This is a genomic window from Plantactinospora sp. B6F1 (assembly GCF_040120695.1).
In the GTDB taxonomy this organism is placed as follows: Bacteria; Actinomycetota; Actinomycetes; order Mycobacteriales; family Micromonosporaceae; genus Plantactinospora.
The window spans coordinates 49016-63882 of sequence record NZ_JBEEAC010000004.1 but is presented as its reverse complement, the minus strand read 5'-3'; the positions used below and the strand labels follow the sequence as shown (position 1 = coordinate 63882).

General features: G+C 72.2%; 14 protein-coding genes and 1 tRNA gene. 7 read left to right on the top strand and 8 right to left on the bottom strand.

Features of this window, described 5'->3' with window-relative positions; translation table 11 throughout:
- The first annotated feature begins 158 nt into the window (after nt 1-158).
- Together ABNF97_RS07735 and ABNF97_RS07730 are read left to right on the top strand one after the other, a co-directional pair.
- A complete protein-coding gene (locus ABNF97_RS07735; RefSeq protein WP_130462172.1) occupies nt 159-839 on the top strand; it encodes a winged helix-turn-helix domain-containing protein in 681 nt (226 codons plus the stop codon).
- A gap of 94 nt (nt 840-933) precedes the next feature.
- Nucleotides 934-1005: transfer RNA gene (locus ABNF97_RS07730), tRNA-Arg, on the top strand.
- A gap of 37 nt (nt 1006-1042) precedes the next feature.
- Here the strand turns inward: ABNF97_RS07730 and ABNF97_RS07725 are convergent.
- Nucleotides 1043-2677, bottom strand: coding sequence for a discoidin domain-containing protein (locus ABNF97_RS07725; RefSeq protein WP_349338239.1), 1635 nt, complete (start codon nt 2675-2677; stop codon nt 1043-1045).
- A 381-nt stretch (nt 2678-3058) separates the two neighbouring features.
- Between ABNF97_RS07725 and ABNF97_RS07720 the strand changes: the two genes are divergently transcribed.
- The 3 genes from ABNF97_RS07720 (at nt 3059) to ABNF97_RS07710 (ending at nt 6993) form a co-directional block, all read left to right on the top strand.
- Nucleotides 3059-3721, top strand: coding sequence for a permease prefix domain 1-containing protein (locus ABNF97_RS07720; RefSeq protein ID WP_349338091.1), 663 nt, complete (start codon nt 3059-3061; stop codon nt 3719-3721).
- A 221-nt stretch (nt 3722-3942) separates the two neighbouring features.
- Nucleotides 3943-6171, top strand: coding sequence for an MMPL family transporter (locus ABNF97_RS07715; protein WP_349338090.1), 2229 nt, complete (start codon nt 3943-3945; stop codon nt 6169-6171).
- Between the two features lie 117 nt (nt 6172-6288).
- The gene (locus tag ABNF97_RS07710; RefSeq protein ID WP_349338089.1) at nt 6289-6993 is read left to right on the top strand and encodes a carbon-nitrogen hydrolase family protein; all 705 of its coding nucleotides are present in this window, start codon (nt 6289-6291) and stop codon (nt 6991-6993) included.
- A gap of 128 nt (nt 6994-7121) precedes the next feature.
- Here the strand turns inward: ABNF97_RS07710 and ABNF97_RS07705 are convergent, their stop codons facing one another.
- Nucleotides 7122-7760, bottom strand: a complete 639-nt coding sequence (locus tag ABNF97_RS07705) for a TetR/AcrR family transcriptional regulator (protein ID WP_349338088.1) — start codon at nt 7758-7760, stop codon at nt 7122-7124.
- Nucleotides 7761-7831: 71 nt separating this feature from the next.
- On the opposite strand from ABNF97_RS07705, the gene ABNF97_RS07700 reads away from it, so the two are divergent.
- Nucleotides 7832-8422 carry an AhpC/TSA family protein gene (locus ABNF97_RS07700; RefSeq protein ID WP_130462167.1) on the top strand — a complete coding sequence of 197 codons (591 nt, stop codon included), beginning with the start codon at nt 7832-7834 and terminating at the stop codon, nt 8420-8422.
- Between the two features lie 155 nt (nt 8423-8577).
- The gene (locus tag ABNF97_RS07695; protein WP_130462166.1) at nt 8578-9468 is read left to right on the top strand and encodes an oxidoreductase; all 891 of its coding nucleotides are present in this window, start codon (nt 8578-8580) and stop codon (nt 9466-9468) included.
- A gap of 91 nt (nt 9469-9559) precedes the next feature.
- On the opposite strand, the gene ABNF97_RS07690 is transcribed toward ABNF97_RS07695, so the two are convergent.
- The 6 genes from ABNF97_RS07690 to ABNF97_RS07665 form a co-directional block, all read right to left on the bottom strand.
- Nucleotides 9560-10258 (bottom strand): phosphotransferase, encoded by a 699-nt coding sequence (locus tag ABNF97_RS07690; RefSeq protein ID WP_349338087.1) that lies wholly within the window; start codon nt 10256-10258, stop codon nt 9560-9562.
- 74 nt (nt 10259-10332) lie between these two features.
- Entirely contained in the window at nt 10333-11136 is an 804-nt protein-coding gene (locus tag ABNF97_RS07685; protein ID WP_349338086.1) for an ABC transporter permease, read from the bottom strand.
- A gap of 2 nt (nt 11137-11138) precedes the next feature.
- Entirely contained in the window at nt 11139-11990 is an 852-nt protein-coding gene (locus ABNF97_RS07680) for an ABC transporter permease (RefSeq protein ID WP_349338085.1), read from the bottom strand.
- Complete coding sequence (locus ABNF97_RS07675) at nt 11987-13219, bottom strand: ATP-binding cassette domain-containing protein (RefSeq protein WP_207230464.1); 1233 nt, start codon at nt 13217-13219, stop codon at nt 11987-11989. Before ABNF97_RS07675 ends, ABNF97_RS07680 begins: the two co-directional genes overlap by 4 nt.
- A gap of 5 nt (nt 13220-13224) precedes the next feature.
- On the bottom strand, nt 13225-14442 hold the full coding sequence (locus ABNF97_RS07670) for a polyamine ABC transporter substrate-binding protein (protein ID WP_349338084.1): 1218 nt from the start codon (nt 14440-14442) through the stop codon (nt 13225-13227).
- A 237-nt stretch (nt 14443-14679) separates the two neighbouring features.
- Nucleotides 14680-14829: a DUF397 domain-containing protein gene (locus tag ABNF97_RS07665; protein ID WP_502930468.1), complete on the bottom strand. Its 150-nt coding sequence runs from the start codon at nt 14827-14829 to the stop codon at nt 14680-14682.
- Between the last annotated feature and the right edge of the window lie 38 nt (nt 14830-14867).

Below are 14867 nucleotides of genomic sequence, written 5' to 3'. Positions count from 1 at the left end.
CCCATATCGCCTGGTCCGGCGGCCGTCCCCTCGGGGACGGCCGCCGGTTCCGTTTCTTCTTCGAGTACGCATTGCCTGACTTCGACCACTTGCCCGGTTTGACGAGTTTTCTCCATACATAACGTGACCAGTCAGGATCTGCCGTCGTTGTCCTAGACATGACGGTTGCTCTCCGGGACGGACGTCGGTCGGTCACCAGTTGGTGCCGTCGGCACACCATCGGCGGGGACGGCGCGGTCGCGGCCGTCCGACGAGGACAGCGGTCCGGCGAGGCGGGAACGCTCAGCCGCGACCAGGAGCTGGAACTGATCGAGACGCTGCGCGGGTGCTATCCCGACCAGCTCGGGCTGGACGACGAACTCTGGACCCGGCAGAGCGTCGCCAGCCTCGTACACGACCGGTACGGCCTGCCCGTCGACAGCAGCGAGATCGGCGGCTACCTGCGCGCCTGGGGCCTCGGCCCCCGCCAGCCCACCGACCGGGCCTGCGGGCTCTGCGTGGACGCGGTGGCACTGTGGGTGGAACGGGAGTACCCGGCGATCGTGCGCGCCGCCCAGGAGCACCGGGCCGAGCTGTGCTGGATCGGCCGGACCCGGCTGCACGGGGTGGTACCCGCCGCCGACGTCCTCTCCGCGGTCTCCGTACGCGGCCGGGTGCGGTTCCTCATCACCACCCCGAACGTCGACCCGGCCCTCTCCCGGGACTTCCTGCTCCGGCTCAGCGGGGCGGACGGGGACGCCGTACACGTCGTGGTCGACGGCTCCTGGACCCGGGCCGAGTGGCCCCGCCGGCTCCCGCCCCGGATCGTGCTGCACCCGCTCCCGAGCTGCGGCCGGTAGCGGGGTCGTTCCCTGGCACGGCAGGCGGGCCCGACACGGCGGATACCGATTCGTGCCCGGGCGGCCATGCCTGCTACTCTTCCTGGGTCGCTGAGCCCCCGTAGCTCAGGGGATAGAGCACCGCCCTCCGGAGGCGGGAGCGCAGGTTCGAATCCTGCCGGGGGCACACTTGCTAAGGAAGCTCTGACCAGCACAGAGGATCCTCACCCGGCGACGCCAGCCACCACGTCCAGCTCTGCGGCCGATGCGTAGCCGCCGCGGCCTGCCGTCGCTTGGAGCCGGACGTACCTGGCTGGCAACGTGGCCCACCGGACGCCTTTCGTGGTGCGATCATCGGCCCAGCTTCCGGTGGCCACCGTCGTAAACGTGACGCCATCCGAGCTGACCTGCACCTGGAATCTGGTGATGATGCCGTTGGGGCTCAGGTTGTCGGCGGCCCAGAGCCGCGGCTGGTAGACCAGGCCGCGCACCTGCTGGCTGGACCCGAGGTCCAGCGTGATCGACTGGGGCAGCGGCGCCGGCCGTACCCACTCGGTGTGCCAGATCGTGTCCGGGCTGCCGTCGACTGCCAGCGACGCGGGGTACTCGGCATTGGCACTGGTCGCCGTCGCCTTCATCAGCGCCTGCGCTACCAGCGACTCTGGTTGGTACACCACATGCAGTTCAGCCGCGGCCGCGAACCCGGCATGCCCGGCGGACGCGGTCAGTCGCACGTACCTGGCTTCGGTAACCGGCCACGTAGCGCGCTTGAGGGTTCGGTCGTCCGGCCACGTCCCGGTCGCCGCCGGCTGGAACGACGTACCGTCAAGGCTGGTCGCGACCGTGTACGCCGTCACCGTCCCGTTCTGAGTGTGATCGTTACGCGGTGCGTATACGAGCCCGCGTACGTCGTGGACCCGTTGCAGGTCCAGCGTCACCGACTGCGGAAGGGGGGTCGCCGGCTGGAACTCGTTGTGCCACATCGTCCGGCAGTCCCCGTCGAGGGCGCGTGCGGCCCCGTTCTCGGTGTGGGCGCTGGTTGCCGAGGCGCGTACCAGCGCCTGGCGCACCAGCGGCTCTGAGGGCGCCGAGCCCGCCGGGAAGCTGATCCCGGAAAGGGTGAACTGATTCGCCGGGTCGGTCAATGAGGTACCGGTCTCCGGGTTGTATGTCCGCACCGAGAGGGTCGAGGCCCTCGGGTCGAACTCCAACACACGCAGGTAGCCGTTCGGGTTCCGCTGAGACGGGTTCTGGTAGTCGGCCATGATCTCGTGAACCGTGTTGCCGTTCCGGCCCACCGACGATCTGCGGGCGACGCTGCGGTGCCCGGACAGGACCATCGCCACGTTCGGGTAGACGCCGGCGACGGCGTTCCAGACCTGCTGGCCGACCGCCGAGCGGGTCCCGTCGCCGAGAAGGTAGTCGTGGGTGACGATGATGACCTGGCGACCCGGGTTTGCGGCGACGAGCTGCGCCGCCCATGTCAATTCCGCCGCCACGGGCGCCCACTTCAGCGTTAGGACCATCCAGTCCGTGCCGCCGGCCGAGAACAGATGGTAGGTGTTGTCGTAGGTGCTGGGTGACTGCGAGCCGCCGAAGGACGGCATGCAGGCGAACTTCGCACGCGGGAACCTCAGGTTGAAGTTCGTCGCCGTGCGGTTGTTCGCGTCAACCCCGAACCCGTCCACATCGTGGTTCCCCACCGCCATCGCATACGGGACTTCCCCGTCGAGCAGGTTCATCGCGGTCTGGGCCTCGGTCCATTCGCCCATGTCGGCATGCCGGTCTACGACATCGCCGACGTGCAGCACGTACCGGATGTTGCGGGCGACCGCGTTGTCGGCCACCCATCCGGTCATCTTCGGGAGGAGTCCCTTGAACTGACGGACGGCGTTCTGGCTGTCGGCAAGCATCACGATGCCGAACTTTTCTCCCGCTGCGGCCGACACCCCCCTGGCCGACGGGGCCGGCAGGAACGGGCTCAGCAACGCGACCAGGGCGGTGCACAGCACTGCTTTCAAGGTGGCTTGCCGCAACAGAACCTCCGGGAACGACGAGGATTCAGGCAGCCTACGTAGACTGCGCACAAAATCCCTACATGCGTTTCCACGGTCCGGCGTCCACCGGCCTTCGGGCGTCCGGCCTCAGGACGCGGTTCAGGGGAATCTCGGGGTCGCGTGCGTTCCGCCCGACGGGCCGGGCCCGGCATACTGGGCACCGATGCCTAGCGAAAGTGAGCCGTGGCCGCCGCGATAGACGGATACCTCGCCGACCTCGACCGTGCCCTGCGAGGGCCACGGCGGGTCAAGAGCGGTCTGCTCCGGGAGGCCCGGGACAGCCTGGTCGACGCGACCGAGGCGTACGCGGATCTCGGTCTGCCGCCCGAGACGGCCGCACGGCAGGCGATCGACGACTTCGGTGATGTCTCGCAGATCGCCCCCGGGTATCAGGCCGAGCTGGCGCTGGCCCAGGGTCGGCGGACGGCGCTGCTGGCCTTCGGCAGCCTCGTCGCGCAGCCGCCGATCTGGCACCTGGTCGCCTGGCAGGCGGCCGAACCGGACCCGCTGCCCGGGCTGGCCGGCGTCCTCGACCTGCTGGTGAGCTGGCTGGGAGCCCTGGCCGTGGCCGTCGCACTGCTCGGCGTCTGGGCCTTCGGCACCGGGGTACGCCGACTCGGCGTCAACCCCCGGCGCATCCGGCTGGCCGGGATCTTCGCCTTCACCATGGCGGCGGCCTTCAGCACGATCGGCCTGATGCTCGCGCTCGTGAGCCCGGTCACCGGCCCGGTGGCACTGGCCCGGTTGCCGATCGCGGTCGTCGTCCTGATGCTGCCGATGTTCCTGGTGGCGGTGAACGGGGCGCGCTGCCTCGCCACGGCGCGCGCGGCGACGACCTCCCACTGACCCAACACCCCGGCGGAGGAGTCCCGCTCGCAGCCGGCTGCTGCCCTGGTCGTCCACACCGGATGACCCCTACGGGTGTACCACCATCTCCCACCCCTTCGGCGCCTCGGGTCGGGCCGTCGCCGCTTATGTAGGTAGCCTACATGTAGATTCAGCACCTATCGAGAAGTGGGGCACCCGGCGACCAGCGGCCGGACCCGAGAACGCGAGGAGAGCTGACAATGCCGACCGAACCAACTCCTGCCGAGCGGCCCGACGGTGAGGTGCCGGACCGGACAGGCCGGGCCGGGTCGACCAGGGGCGGCTTCTTCGCCCGGCTGGCCGGCTGGGCGTACCGGCGGTGCTGGGTCGCCCTGCTGACCTGGGTCGTCGTCCTGGTGGGCCTCGCCGTGGCCGCGCAGGCGGTCGGGACCGACTACCACAACGACCACTCCCTGCCCGGCACCGAGTCGCAGGCCGCCACCGACACGCTGCGCGAGCACGGCTCCCGGCAGACCGCCGGCAGCCTCCAGATCGTCCTGCACCACCCGGGCGGGATCGGCACCGCCGAGGCTCGGCAACAGGTCGAGCCGATGCTCGGCCAGGTGCGTCAGCTGGCCTCGGTGGCAGAGCTGACCAGCCCGTACGACGACCCGCACGCCGTCTCCACCGACGGCACCATCGGGTACGCGACGGTCACCCTGGACCGGCCCGGCGAGGAGGTGCCGGCCGAGGACGTACGGGCCGTCATCGAGACCGCCCGGGCGGCGGCCGGGGACGGGCTACGGGTGGAACTGGCCGGTGACCCGGTCCGGGCCGCCCAGGAGAGCGAGGGTGGCGCGGCGGAGGGCGCCGGCCTGCTGGCCGCCCTGGTCATCCTGGTGATCCTCTTCGGTTCCCTGCTCGCCGCCGCGCTGCCGATCGGGATCGCGATCTTCGCGGTGGGCAGCACGCTCAGCCTGGTCGCACTCGCCTCGCACGTGGCGACGGTCGCCGACTACACCGCCCCGCTGATGGCCCTGGTCGGGCTCGGCGTCGGCATCGACTACGCGCTGCTGGTCTTCTCCCGCTTCCGGTCGGAACTGCTGCACGGCGCCGATCGGGCCACCGCCACCCGGATCGCCCTGGACAGCGCCGGCCGTACGGTCTTCTTCGCCGCCTGCACGGTGGTGATCGCCCTGCTCGGCCTCGTCGTCCTCGGTCTCGGCTCGCTCCAGGGCGTGGCCGTGGCGGTGGCGCTGACGGTACTGGTCACGATGCTCGCCTCGCTGACCCTGCTCCCGGCGCTGCTGGCCATCGTCGGCGGCCGCGTCGAGCGCGCCATCCGGCGCCGCGCCCAGCGGGCGAAGCGGCCCGAGGGCGCGGGGTGGCGACGCTGGTCCGGGTTCGTGCAGCGGCGTCCCTGGCTGGCCCTGCTGCTGCCGACCGCGCTGCTGGTGCTGCTCGCGGTGCCGGCCCTGGACATGCGGCTGGGCTTCGCCGACGCCGGCAGCGACGCGCCGACCTCGACCAGTCGGCAGGCGTACGACCTGATCTCGACCGGGTTCGGCCCGGGGCAGAACGGTCCACTGGTGGTGGTCGTCGAGGGCGGCCAACCGGCCGCGACCGAGGTGGGCAGCGCACTGGCCGGCGCCGACGGGGTCGCCTCGGTGACGCCGCCGTTCCCGGCACCGGACGGGCAACTGCACACCCTGCTACTCTTCCCCACCTCCGCCCCGCAGGACGCGGCCACGATGGACCTGGTGGAACGGCTCCGTACCGAGGTGTTGCCACCGGTGGAGCGGAACACCGGCGCACCGGTCTCGATCGGCGGCGGTACGGCGGCGGCGGTCGACTTCGCCGACGCGATCTCCGACCGGCTGCCGCTCTTCGTGGTCGTGGTGGTGGGCCTGTCGACCCTGCTGCTGGTGCTCGTCTTCCGTTCCCTGCTCATCCCGGTCAAGGCGGCGGTGCTCAACCTGCTCAGTGTGGCCACCGCGCTCGGCGTGATCACCTACGTCTTCCAGTACGGCAACCTGGGCGTCCAGCCCGGTCCCGTCGAGGCGTTCGTACCCGTCCTGATCTTCGCGATCGTCTTCGGGCTCTCGATGGACTACGAGGTCTTCCTGGTCTCCCGGATGCACGAGCACTGGGAGCGGCACCGCGACGCGCCGGGCGCGATCCGGGAGGGCCTGGCCACCACCGGGCGGGTGGTGACGGCCGCCGCCGCCATCATGATCGTGGTCTTCAGTGCCTTCCTCTTCGACCCGGGCCGGATGCTGCAGCAGTTCGGGCTCGGCCTGGCGGTCGCGATCTTCGTGGACGGCTTCGTCATCCGCTGCCTGATCCTGCCCGCGGTGATGCGGCTGTTCGGCGCCCGCGCCTGGTGGCTGCCGTCCTGGTTGGATCGCTGGTTGCCCCGGGTCGCCCTCGAACGGCCCGCACCGGCCAGCCCGGTCGGCGCCGAAACCCCGAGGTCCACCCGGGTCTGATCGACACCGTCGTCCGGGCCGGACCGGCCCTGCACCCCCGGCCGGCCCGGACGACGCAGACCCGACGTGACATCACGAGCCGGGGCGGCGCGGGGCGGCGCGATTACGATCGGGCGCGTGCCAGAGCCGCTGACCGTTGCCGTCGCCCAGCCGCGCTGCCTGGCGTACGACGTGCTGGCGAACGCCCACGGCCACGCCGAGGCGGTCCGGTCGGCCCGGGCCCGGGTGGTGGCCTTTCCCGAGATGTCGCTGACCGGGTACGAGTTCGACGCCGCCCCGGTCGACGCCGACGACCCACGCCTCGGCCCGATCGTGGCGGCCTGCGCCGACACCGGCTCGCTGGCGCTGGTCGGCGCTCCGGTGCCCGGCCGAAGCGGACGACCGCACATCGGCGTCCTGGCTGTCGACGGCGGCGGCGCCCGGGTGGCGTACCGGAAGATGTGGCTGGGCGGAGCGGAGCCGGAGCACTTCGCCCCGGGCGACGCGCCGGCCGTGGTCGAGGTGGCCGGGTGGCGGCTCGGGCTCGCGGTCTGCAGGGACACCGGGGTACCCCGGCACGCGGCCGACACCGCCGCGCTCGGCATAGACGGGTACGTCGCGGGCGTGCTGGACTCGGCGGCGGACTGGGGTGTGCAGGACGAACGGGCCCGCCGGGTGGCCGCCGCGCACCGGGTCTGGGTGGCGATCGCCAGCTTCGCCGGCTCCACCGGTGGCGGCTACCCGGACGCCGCCGGACGGTCGAGGATCTGGGCTCAGGACGGCAGGGTGCTCGCCGAGGCGGGCCCCGAGCCGGGCGCGATGGCCCGGGCGACCCTTACCTGACCCGGCCGGTTGACCCTGACCCGGCGGGTTGACCCTGACCGGACCCCTTCACGTGACCCAGCGGTCCACCCTGACCCGGCCGTTCGCCCCGGCCGGCGGCGCGATTCGTCCCGGCTGACCGGTGCGGCTCACTCCGGGTCCGCCGGCGCCACCGGGTCCGCCAGGCCGCGCAGCACGATGTCGAGCCCCCCGTCGAACTCCTCGGCGGGTTCGATCCGCCGGGCGTACTGGGCGGTCTCGCCGAGGTGCGGGAACTCGTCGGGGGGCAGCCCGGCGATCACCCCGGTGCCGGGTCCGGCGAGCGCACCCAGGTGTTCGAGCTGGATCGCGCCAACGAGGTAACTGAGCAGGCCGCGCAGGGCGATCACCCGGCGCCCGCCGTCCAGGCCGGCCTCGGTCAGGATGCCCAGCACCGTCTCCGACCAGCGCAGCAGGCTCACCGAGGTGTGCCGGTGCGCGACGGTCAGCGGCACCACCGCCGGATGAGCGTCGACCGCCCGCCGAACCCGGTGCACCATGATCCGGATCCGGTCCCGCCAGTCGGCCTGGCCGGTCGGCGGGGTGGGGTCGACGGTGCCGAACACCAGCTCGACGACGAGCGCCTCCAGCTCGGCGCGGTCGGTCACGTACCGGTAGAGGCCCATGGTGCTCATCCGGAGCTGGGTCGCCACGGCTCGCATCGTCAGTCCGGCGAGACCGTCCCGATCGAGCACGGCCAGGGCGGCCGAGGCGAGCTGGTCGGGAGTGAGCGAGCGGGGACGCGGCATGGCACTTGACAGCGTACGACATACGCCTACGATTTTAGGAGTACGTTGTACGCCTACGAGGGGAGCGCCCGATGCCCACACCCCGGCCGGTCGGACCCGGCTCCGTCGTCCCCGTCCGCGAGCTCACCCCGGTCATCGGCGCGGCGCTCCCGGTCCCCGATCCCGACCGTCTGGTGCACCTGCAGTTCCGGCGGTTCGCCGGCTGTCCGGTCTGCAACCTGCACCTGCGCTCGATCGTCGTCCGGCACGGCGAGATCGACGCGGCCGGCGTGCGCGAGGTGGTCGTTTTCCACTCCCCCGCCGACGAGCTGCGGGAACACGTCGCGGAGCTTCCGTTCGCGGTGATCGCCGACCCGGACAAGCGGCTCTACGTGGAGTTCGGCGTCGAGTCGGCCCGCCGCGCCCTACTCGACCCGCGCGCCTGGCTGCCGATCCTCCGGGCCGTGCTGCGCAGCGTCTGGGCGATCGTCCGGCGCCGGGAACGCCCCCCGGCGACCGTGCCGCACGGCGGGCGGTTCGGGCTGCCGGCCGACTTCCTGATCGCCCCCGACGGCCGGGTGTTGGCCTCCCGACACGGCGAACACGTCTACGACCAGTGGAGCGTCGACGAACTCCTGGAGCTGGCAGCCCGGGCTCCCCGACCCGCACCCGGCACGCGGTGAGTGCTGATCCGCTGGCCTAACGGACCGGCGGATCAGCCGGACGGGTGGCGACGGGCCGCTTTCCGGCGCCCATGGCGGCGGGCGTAGCAGAGTCGAACCCGGGGAGCCGTCCCCGGACGTCGCCTGCGACGCCCCTGCCGAAGGGAAGCGACACCATGGCCAAGACGTGGCTGATCACCGGAAGTTCCCGGGGCCTGGGCCGGGCGCTCAGCCAGGAGGTGCTGGACCGGGGCGACAACCTGCTCGCCACCGCCCGGCAGCCCGACCAGCTCGCCGACTTCGTCAGCCGGTACGGCGACCAGGTGCGGCCGTACGCCCTCGACGTCACCGACCCGGGCGCCGCACGGGCGGCGGTGCAGGCCGCGGTGGAGACCTTCGGCGGGCTGGACGTGGTGGCCAACATCGCCGGCTACGCCAACAGCGCGCCGATCGAGGAGATGCCCGAGGAGGACTTCCGGGCGCAGGTCGAGACGAACCTGTTCGGCGTCGTCAACGTCACCCGGGCGGCCCTACCGGTGCTGCGGGCCCGTCGCGCGGGACACTTCCTCCAGTTCTCCTCGATCGGCGGCCGGGTCGGCGGCACGCCGGGGCTGGGCGCGTATCAGACCGCCAAGTTCGCCGTCGAGGGCTTCTCCGAGGTGCTGTACAACGAGGTGAAGCCATTCGGCATCCGGGTCACCATCATCGAGCCCGGCGCCTTCCGCACCGACTGGGGCGGCGCGTCGATGCGGATGGCCGAGGTGGGCGAGGACTACCAGCAGACCGTCGGGCGGCTGCACGCGCTGCGCCGCGACATGGACGGTCAGCAGGCCGGCGACCCGGAACGGGCCGCCCGGGTGATCGCCGACCTCGTGACGCTCGCCGTACCTCCGCTGCGGCTGCTGCTCGGCTCCGACGCGCTGCGGTTGGCCGAGGAGTCGGCGCGGTCCCGCTCCCAGGAGGCCACCGCCTGGGCGGATGTCAGCCGGAGCACCGACTACGACAGCGGCACCGAGTTCGCCAAGACGCCGGTCGCGGCGATGCTCGCGCCGCGCAGTCCCAACTGACGGCCGCGACCGACGGCCCCCACCGACACGCGGCTGACCACCGCGTCCGGCAACCGCAGTTCCACGACCGCGAGCGAGGACCGCGGAGGCGTCAGCCGGCCCGACCCGATCCGGCGTGGTCAAACCGGACCAGCGCCGCCGCCGCGTCGAGCCTGCCCTTCTCCTCCGCGCTCAGCGTGGGGTTGCTCCGGCGCATCGCCACCGCGGATTCGAGCAGCCGCACCGGATCGCCGGGCGCGAGGGCGATGAACGCGGTCAGCCCCACGCCGGCCAGGCTGCCCAACCCGAACATGTCACCGACCACCACCTCGGCGAGGATCAGCGCGCTCATCGCGACGTCCAGGTCGGGCTGGTCGTCCCGGGCGTTGCGCCAGTCGATGACGACCGGTCCCCGGCGGCCGAGCAGGATGTTCTCCGGGTGCAGGTCGAGATGCACGATCCGGGTGCCGGGCGCGCCACCCGGTCGGGCCGGTACGTCGCGCAGTCTCCGGTGCAGGTCGGCCAGGATCTCCGCCCCGGCCTGCGGGTCGAGGTCGCCACCGGCCATGGCCGCACTCAGGGTCGGGCCGTCGACCCGCTCCATCACCAGGTCGGCGCCGAGTGCGCGGTCTACCCGGGGTACCGGATATCCCCGCTCGGCCAGATAGCCCATGATCTCGGCCTCGCCGGTCGCGTCGTGACCGTCCCGGTAGCGGCGCAGCACCCGCCCCTCGTCGAGCGCGAAGACGTCCGCGTCCCGGCCCGTGCCGAGCAGCGCCTGCCCCACCGTGTGCGGCACCTGGTCAACCATGCGTGGACGATATCCGGCACGGTCCCGGGTCGGCGAGGACGGCGCGGGCGGCGACCCGACGGGGTCCTCGACGGTCAACCCGGGTGGCGGGGCCCACGCCGGCCGAGGCGGGTCAGGGCCAGCATCAGCAGCGCGACCGCGAACATCGCGGTACCGACCACGTTCACCTGGGGCGGGATGCCGCGCTGGCTGGTGCCCCAGACGTACATCGGAAAGGTGACCGTGGTGCCGGAGTTGAAGTTGGTGACCACGAAGTCGTCGAAGGAGAGCGAGAAGGCGAGCAGCGCGGCGGCCAGGATGCCGGGCAGCACCAGCGGCAGGGTGACCCGGCGGAACGCCTGCCACTCGCCGGCGTACAGGTCCATCGCCGCCTCCTCCAGGCTGCTGTCCATTCCGGACAGCCGAGCCCGGACGGTCACCACCACGAACGAGACGCAGAACATCACGTGCGCGATCGCCACGGTCCAGAAGCCCTGCGGTATCCCGGCGGCGACCAGCAGGGCGAGCAGTGAGGTGCCGAGCACCACCTCCGGGGTGGCGACCGGGGCCAGCACCAGTACGTTGACCGCGGTCCGCCCCCGGAACCGGTACCGGACCAGCGCGAACGCCATCAGCGTGCCGAGTACCGTGGAGACCGCCGTGGCCACGAACCCGATCTGTACGCTGCGCAGCACCGCCGCGCACATCCCGGGGCCGGCGCACGGGTCCCGCCAGTTGTCGAGGGTGAACTCGGCGAAGTCGTACGACAGCCGGCTGGACGGCCGGTTGAACGACAGCCCGGCCACCACGGCGACCGGCAGCAGCAGATAGCCGAGCACCAGTGCGGCGACGGCCAGCACCCAGTGGTCGGCGACGAACCGGCCGAACCTCCCGCCCACCGCTACCCCAGCTCCGCGCGCCCGGCCCGGCGCAGGTAGCCGACCACCAGCACCAGGATCGCCGCCATCAGCAGCACCGACAGGGCGGCGCCCTGCGGATAGTCCAGCCGGACCAGGAAGGCCGCGTCGATCACGTTGCCGATCATGTATTCGTTGGGGGTGCCGAGCAGTTCGGCGCTGATGAAGTCGCCGGCGGCCGGGATGAAGGTGAGCAGCGTGCCGGCCACCACCCCGGGCATCGACAGCGGCAGGGTGACCCGCCGGAACACCTGGGCCGGCCGGGCGAAGAGGTCGCCGGCCGCCTCCAGCAGCCGGCGATCGAGCCGCTGGAGGCTGGCGTAGAGCGGCAGCACCATGAATGGCAGGTAGCAGTAGGTCAGGCTGGTGACCACCGCGACCGGGGTGGCGAGCAGCCGGCCGTCCGGGGCGAGCAGGTGCGCCCCGCGCAGCAGACCGACCACGGCACCGCCGTCGGCGAGGATGGTCTTCCAGGCCAGGATCCGGACCAGGAAGCTGGTGAACATCGGGGCCACCACGCAGACCAGCAGCAGGTGCTGCCAGCGACCGGCGCGCAGCGCGATCACGTAGGCGAGTGGGTAGCCGAGCAGCAGCGCCAGCAGGGTAGCCAGGCCGGCGTACCCGAACGAGCGGCCGAGCTGTCCGCCGTACGCCGCCAGCGCATCCGGATAGTTGCGCCACGACCAGGTCATCGCGTACCCGGTGCTCAGTGAGCCGGCCGGGTCGTAGAGGCTGGTCGCCGCGAGCTGAACCGCCGGGGCGAGGAAGAAGAGCACCAGCCAGAGCAGCCCGGGCAGCACCAGGAGGTACGGCATCGCCCGGCCGCGCCGCCTCACTCGCGCCTCGCCGGTACCGATGCCGGTGCCGGTGACGTTGCCGCTGACGGTGCCGGTGCCGGTGACGGTGCCGGTGACGGTGCCGGTGACGGTGCCGGTGACGGACGGTCGGACGTGCCGGCGCCGGAGGCCGAGGTGCCGCCGTCGAGCAGGAAGGCGTGCCGGGGATGCCAGTGTGCGACCACCGGGGCACCGGTCGGGATCCGGCTCGACTCCCCGTCGGCGGCGGCGAAGACCGACAGCTCGACCCCGGCACCGGTCCGCACCGAGTAGTCGGTGCTGACCCCGAGGTAGCCGACGTCGCCGACGGTGCCGTCCAGCCACTGGTGCCCGGCCGGCACCTGCTCCGCCGTGCCGGCCAGGCGCACCTTCTCCGGCCGTACCCCGAGCAGCACCGCGCCGGAGTCGACCCTGGCCCGCGCCGACGGCACCGAGAAGCGCCGCCCGTACGCCTCGACCAGCAGGTCGTCACCGCTGCGCCCGCGTACGGTGCCGGCGAGCAGGTTGGACCGACCGAGGAAGGTGGCCACGAAGGCGGTGGCGGGGAACTCGTACAGCTCGGTCGGCGGGCCGAGTTGCTCGATCCGGCCGGCATCGCACACCGCCACCGTGTCGGCGAGGGTCATCGCCTCCTCCTGGTCGTGCGTGACGTGCACGAAGGTGCCGCCGAGTTCCGCCCGCAACCGCCTCAGCTCGCCCTGCATCCGGCGGCGCAACGACAGGTCGAGCGCACCGAGCGGCTCGTCCAGCAGCAGTACCCGGGGCCGGTTGACCAGGGCACGGGCCAGCGCCACCCGCTGCTGCTGCCCACCGGAGAGCTGGTGCGGCCGGTGCCGCTCGTACCCGTCCAGCTGCACCAGCGACAGCATCCGGCGCACCTGCCCGGCGACGTCCGGTACCCGCCGTCGCCGCAGTCCGAACGCGACATTGGCGAAGACGTCCAGGTGTGGGAAGAGGGCGTAACTCTGGAACACGGTGTTCACCGGCCGCCGGTACGGCCGCAGCCGGGTGATGTCCTCGTCGTCGAGCAGGATCCGGCCACCGGTCGGCTCGGTCAGCCCGGCCACCATCCGCAGCGTGGTGGTCTTGCCGCAGCCGGAGGGCCCGAGCAGGGCGAAGTACGAGCCGGCCGGCACGGTCAGGTCGAGCCGGTCCACCGCGGTCACGTCGCCGAACCGCTTGCTGAGCTCCACCAGCCGCAGCGCTCCGGACGGCTCCTCGGCGACCATCCGCGTCAACCCCCGATGACCTGCGCAAACTTCGACTCGTACTCGCGTTCCCGGGCCTCGTCCAGGGCCATGAAGACCCTCGACCGGGCAAGCAGCGCCGCATCCGGGAAGATCAGCGGGTTCGTCGCCAGCTCGGGATCGATCTTCTCCATCTCGGCCTGCGCGCCCTGCACCGGACAGATGTAGTTGACGTACGCGGCGAGCCGGGCCGCCACCGCCGGCTCGTAGTAGTAGTCCATCAGCGCCTCGGCGTTGGCCCGGTGGGTCGCCCGGTTCGGCACCAGCATGTTGTCGGAGTAGAGCATCACCCCGGAGTCCGGGGCGACGAACCGGATCCGGGCGTCGGAGGCGGCGAGCTGGATGACGTCGCCGGACCAGGCGACGCAGGCCGCGATGTCACCCCGGGCCAGTTCGGCGGCGTAGTCGTTGCCGGTGAACCGGCGGATCTGGCCGTCGCGTACCGCCCGGCGCAGCTTCTCCAGCGCCTCGTCGAACTGGGCCGGGGTGAAGTTGGCCGGGTCGTGCCCACCGGCGCAGAGCAGCAGCCCCATGGTGTCCCGCATCTCTGCCAGCGCGGTCACCCGGCCCTTCAGGTCCGGCCGGTTCAGCAGCTCGTCGACGGTACGCAGCTCGCCGGTGACCCGGCCGTTGTAGGCCAGCCCGGCCAGCCCGGACTGCCACGGGATGGCGAGCACGTTGTCGGGGTCGTAGGGGCGGTTCCGCAGCGAGGTCAGCAGGTTGCGGCCGATGTTCGGCAGCCGGGCGGCGTCGAGCCGCTGCACCCAGCCGAGGTTGATGACCCGGGCCGCCATCCAGTCGCTGAGTACGATGATGTCCCGGCCGATCGGCTCGCAGGCCGCGAGCTGGTTACGGATCTTGCCGAAGAACTCGTTGTTGTCGTTGATGTCCTCGGTGTACCTGACCTGGATGCCGGAGCGCCGCTCGAACGCCTCCAGGGTCGGCCGCCTCGTCTCGTCGCCCTCCGCCACGTCCAGATACTGTGGCCAGTTGGAGAAGACCAGCGTCTTCTCGGTGCCGGAGAGGTCCTCGCTGACGCAGCTCGACTCGGTCTGCCGGGCGCCAGGAGTGCCGCAGCCGGCCAGCGTGGTCGACGCCAGCAGCGCCGCCGAGCCGGCCACGCCGCGCAGCACCGCCCGCCGGGGTAGCAGCCTCCGTCCGGCCAGCCCGGGCAGCGGGTGTGGTGGGCGCGGGCGGTCGAGCATGGGGCGGCTCCTCCGGTCGTCCCGACAGTGACGGGTGCGGTGGGTCGGCCCGCTGGCCGGAGGCGTCGCGGGAGATCCGATCAGGTGAAGATCCTGACATGCGACCGCACGGCCGCCCGCTCGGGATGCCGCTCGGCCGCTCACCGTCGGGCACGGCATCGCCCCGCGCCGGCCGGGCACAGGGGCGTTTCCGGCGGCTCCGCGCCGCTCGGGGTCTTCGAATGCGGGTACGACGCGTCAGCCGCGCTTGGCCAGCCCGACGAACGCGCGCCACGCAGCCGGGCCGAGGCTGAGCCTGGCACCGTCGCGGTCCTTGCTGTCCCGCACCAGCACCCGGCCGGCCGGGCAGGTTGTCCGCCAACTCGAGTCGTCGTCGAGCCGGGCCAGCACGAACGGCCCGGCCAGTCCGGTGTGCCAGGGAACGT

Coding starts and splice junctions, on each gene's coding strand:
- ABNF97_RS07735 (WP_130462172.1), top strand. CDS start 159: ATGACGGTTGCTCTCCGGGACGGACGTCGGTCGGTCACCAGTTGGTGC.
- ABNF97_RS07725 (WP_349338239.1), bottom strand. CDS start 2,677: ATGACCGGATGGGTGGCCGACAACGCGGTCGCCCGCAACATCCGGTAC.
- ABNF97_RS07715 (WP_349338090.1), top strand. CDS start 3,943: ATGCCGACCGAACCAACTCCTGCCGAGCGGCCCGACGGTGAGGTGCCG.
- ABNF97_RS07705 (WP_349338088.1), bottom strand. CDS start 7,760: ATGCCGCGTCCCCGCTCGCTCACTCCCGACCAGCTCGCCTCGGCCGCC.
- ABNF97_RS07700 (WP_130462167.1), top strand. CDS start 7,832: ATGCCCACACCCCGGCCGGTCGGACCCGGCTCCGTCGTCCCCGTCCGC.
- ABNF97_RS07695 (WP_130462166.1), top strand. CDS start 8,578: ATGGCCAAGACGTGGCTGATCACCGGAAGTTCCCGGGGCCTGGGCCGG.
- ABNF97_RS07690 (WP_349338087.1), bottom strand. CDS start 10,258: ATGGTTGACCAGGTGCCGCACACGGTGGGGCAGGCGCTGCTCGGCACG.
- ABNF97_RS07675 (WP_207230464.1), bottom strand. CDS start 13,219: ATGGTCGCCGAGGAGCCGTCCGGAGCGCTGCGGCTGGTGGAGCTCAGC.
- ABNF97_RS07670 (WP_349338084.1), bottom strand. CDS start 14,442: ATGCTCGACCGCCCGCGCCCACCACACCCGCTGCCCGGGCTGGCCGGA.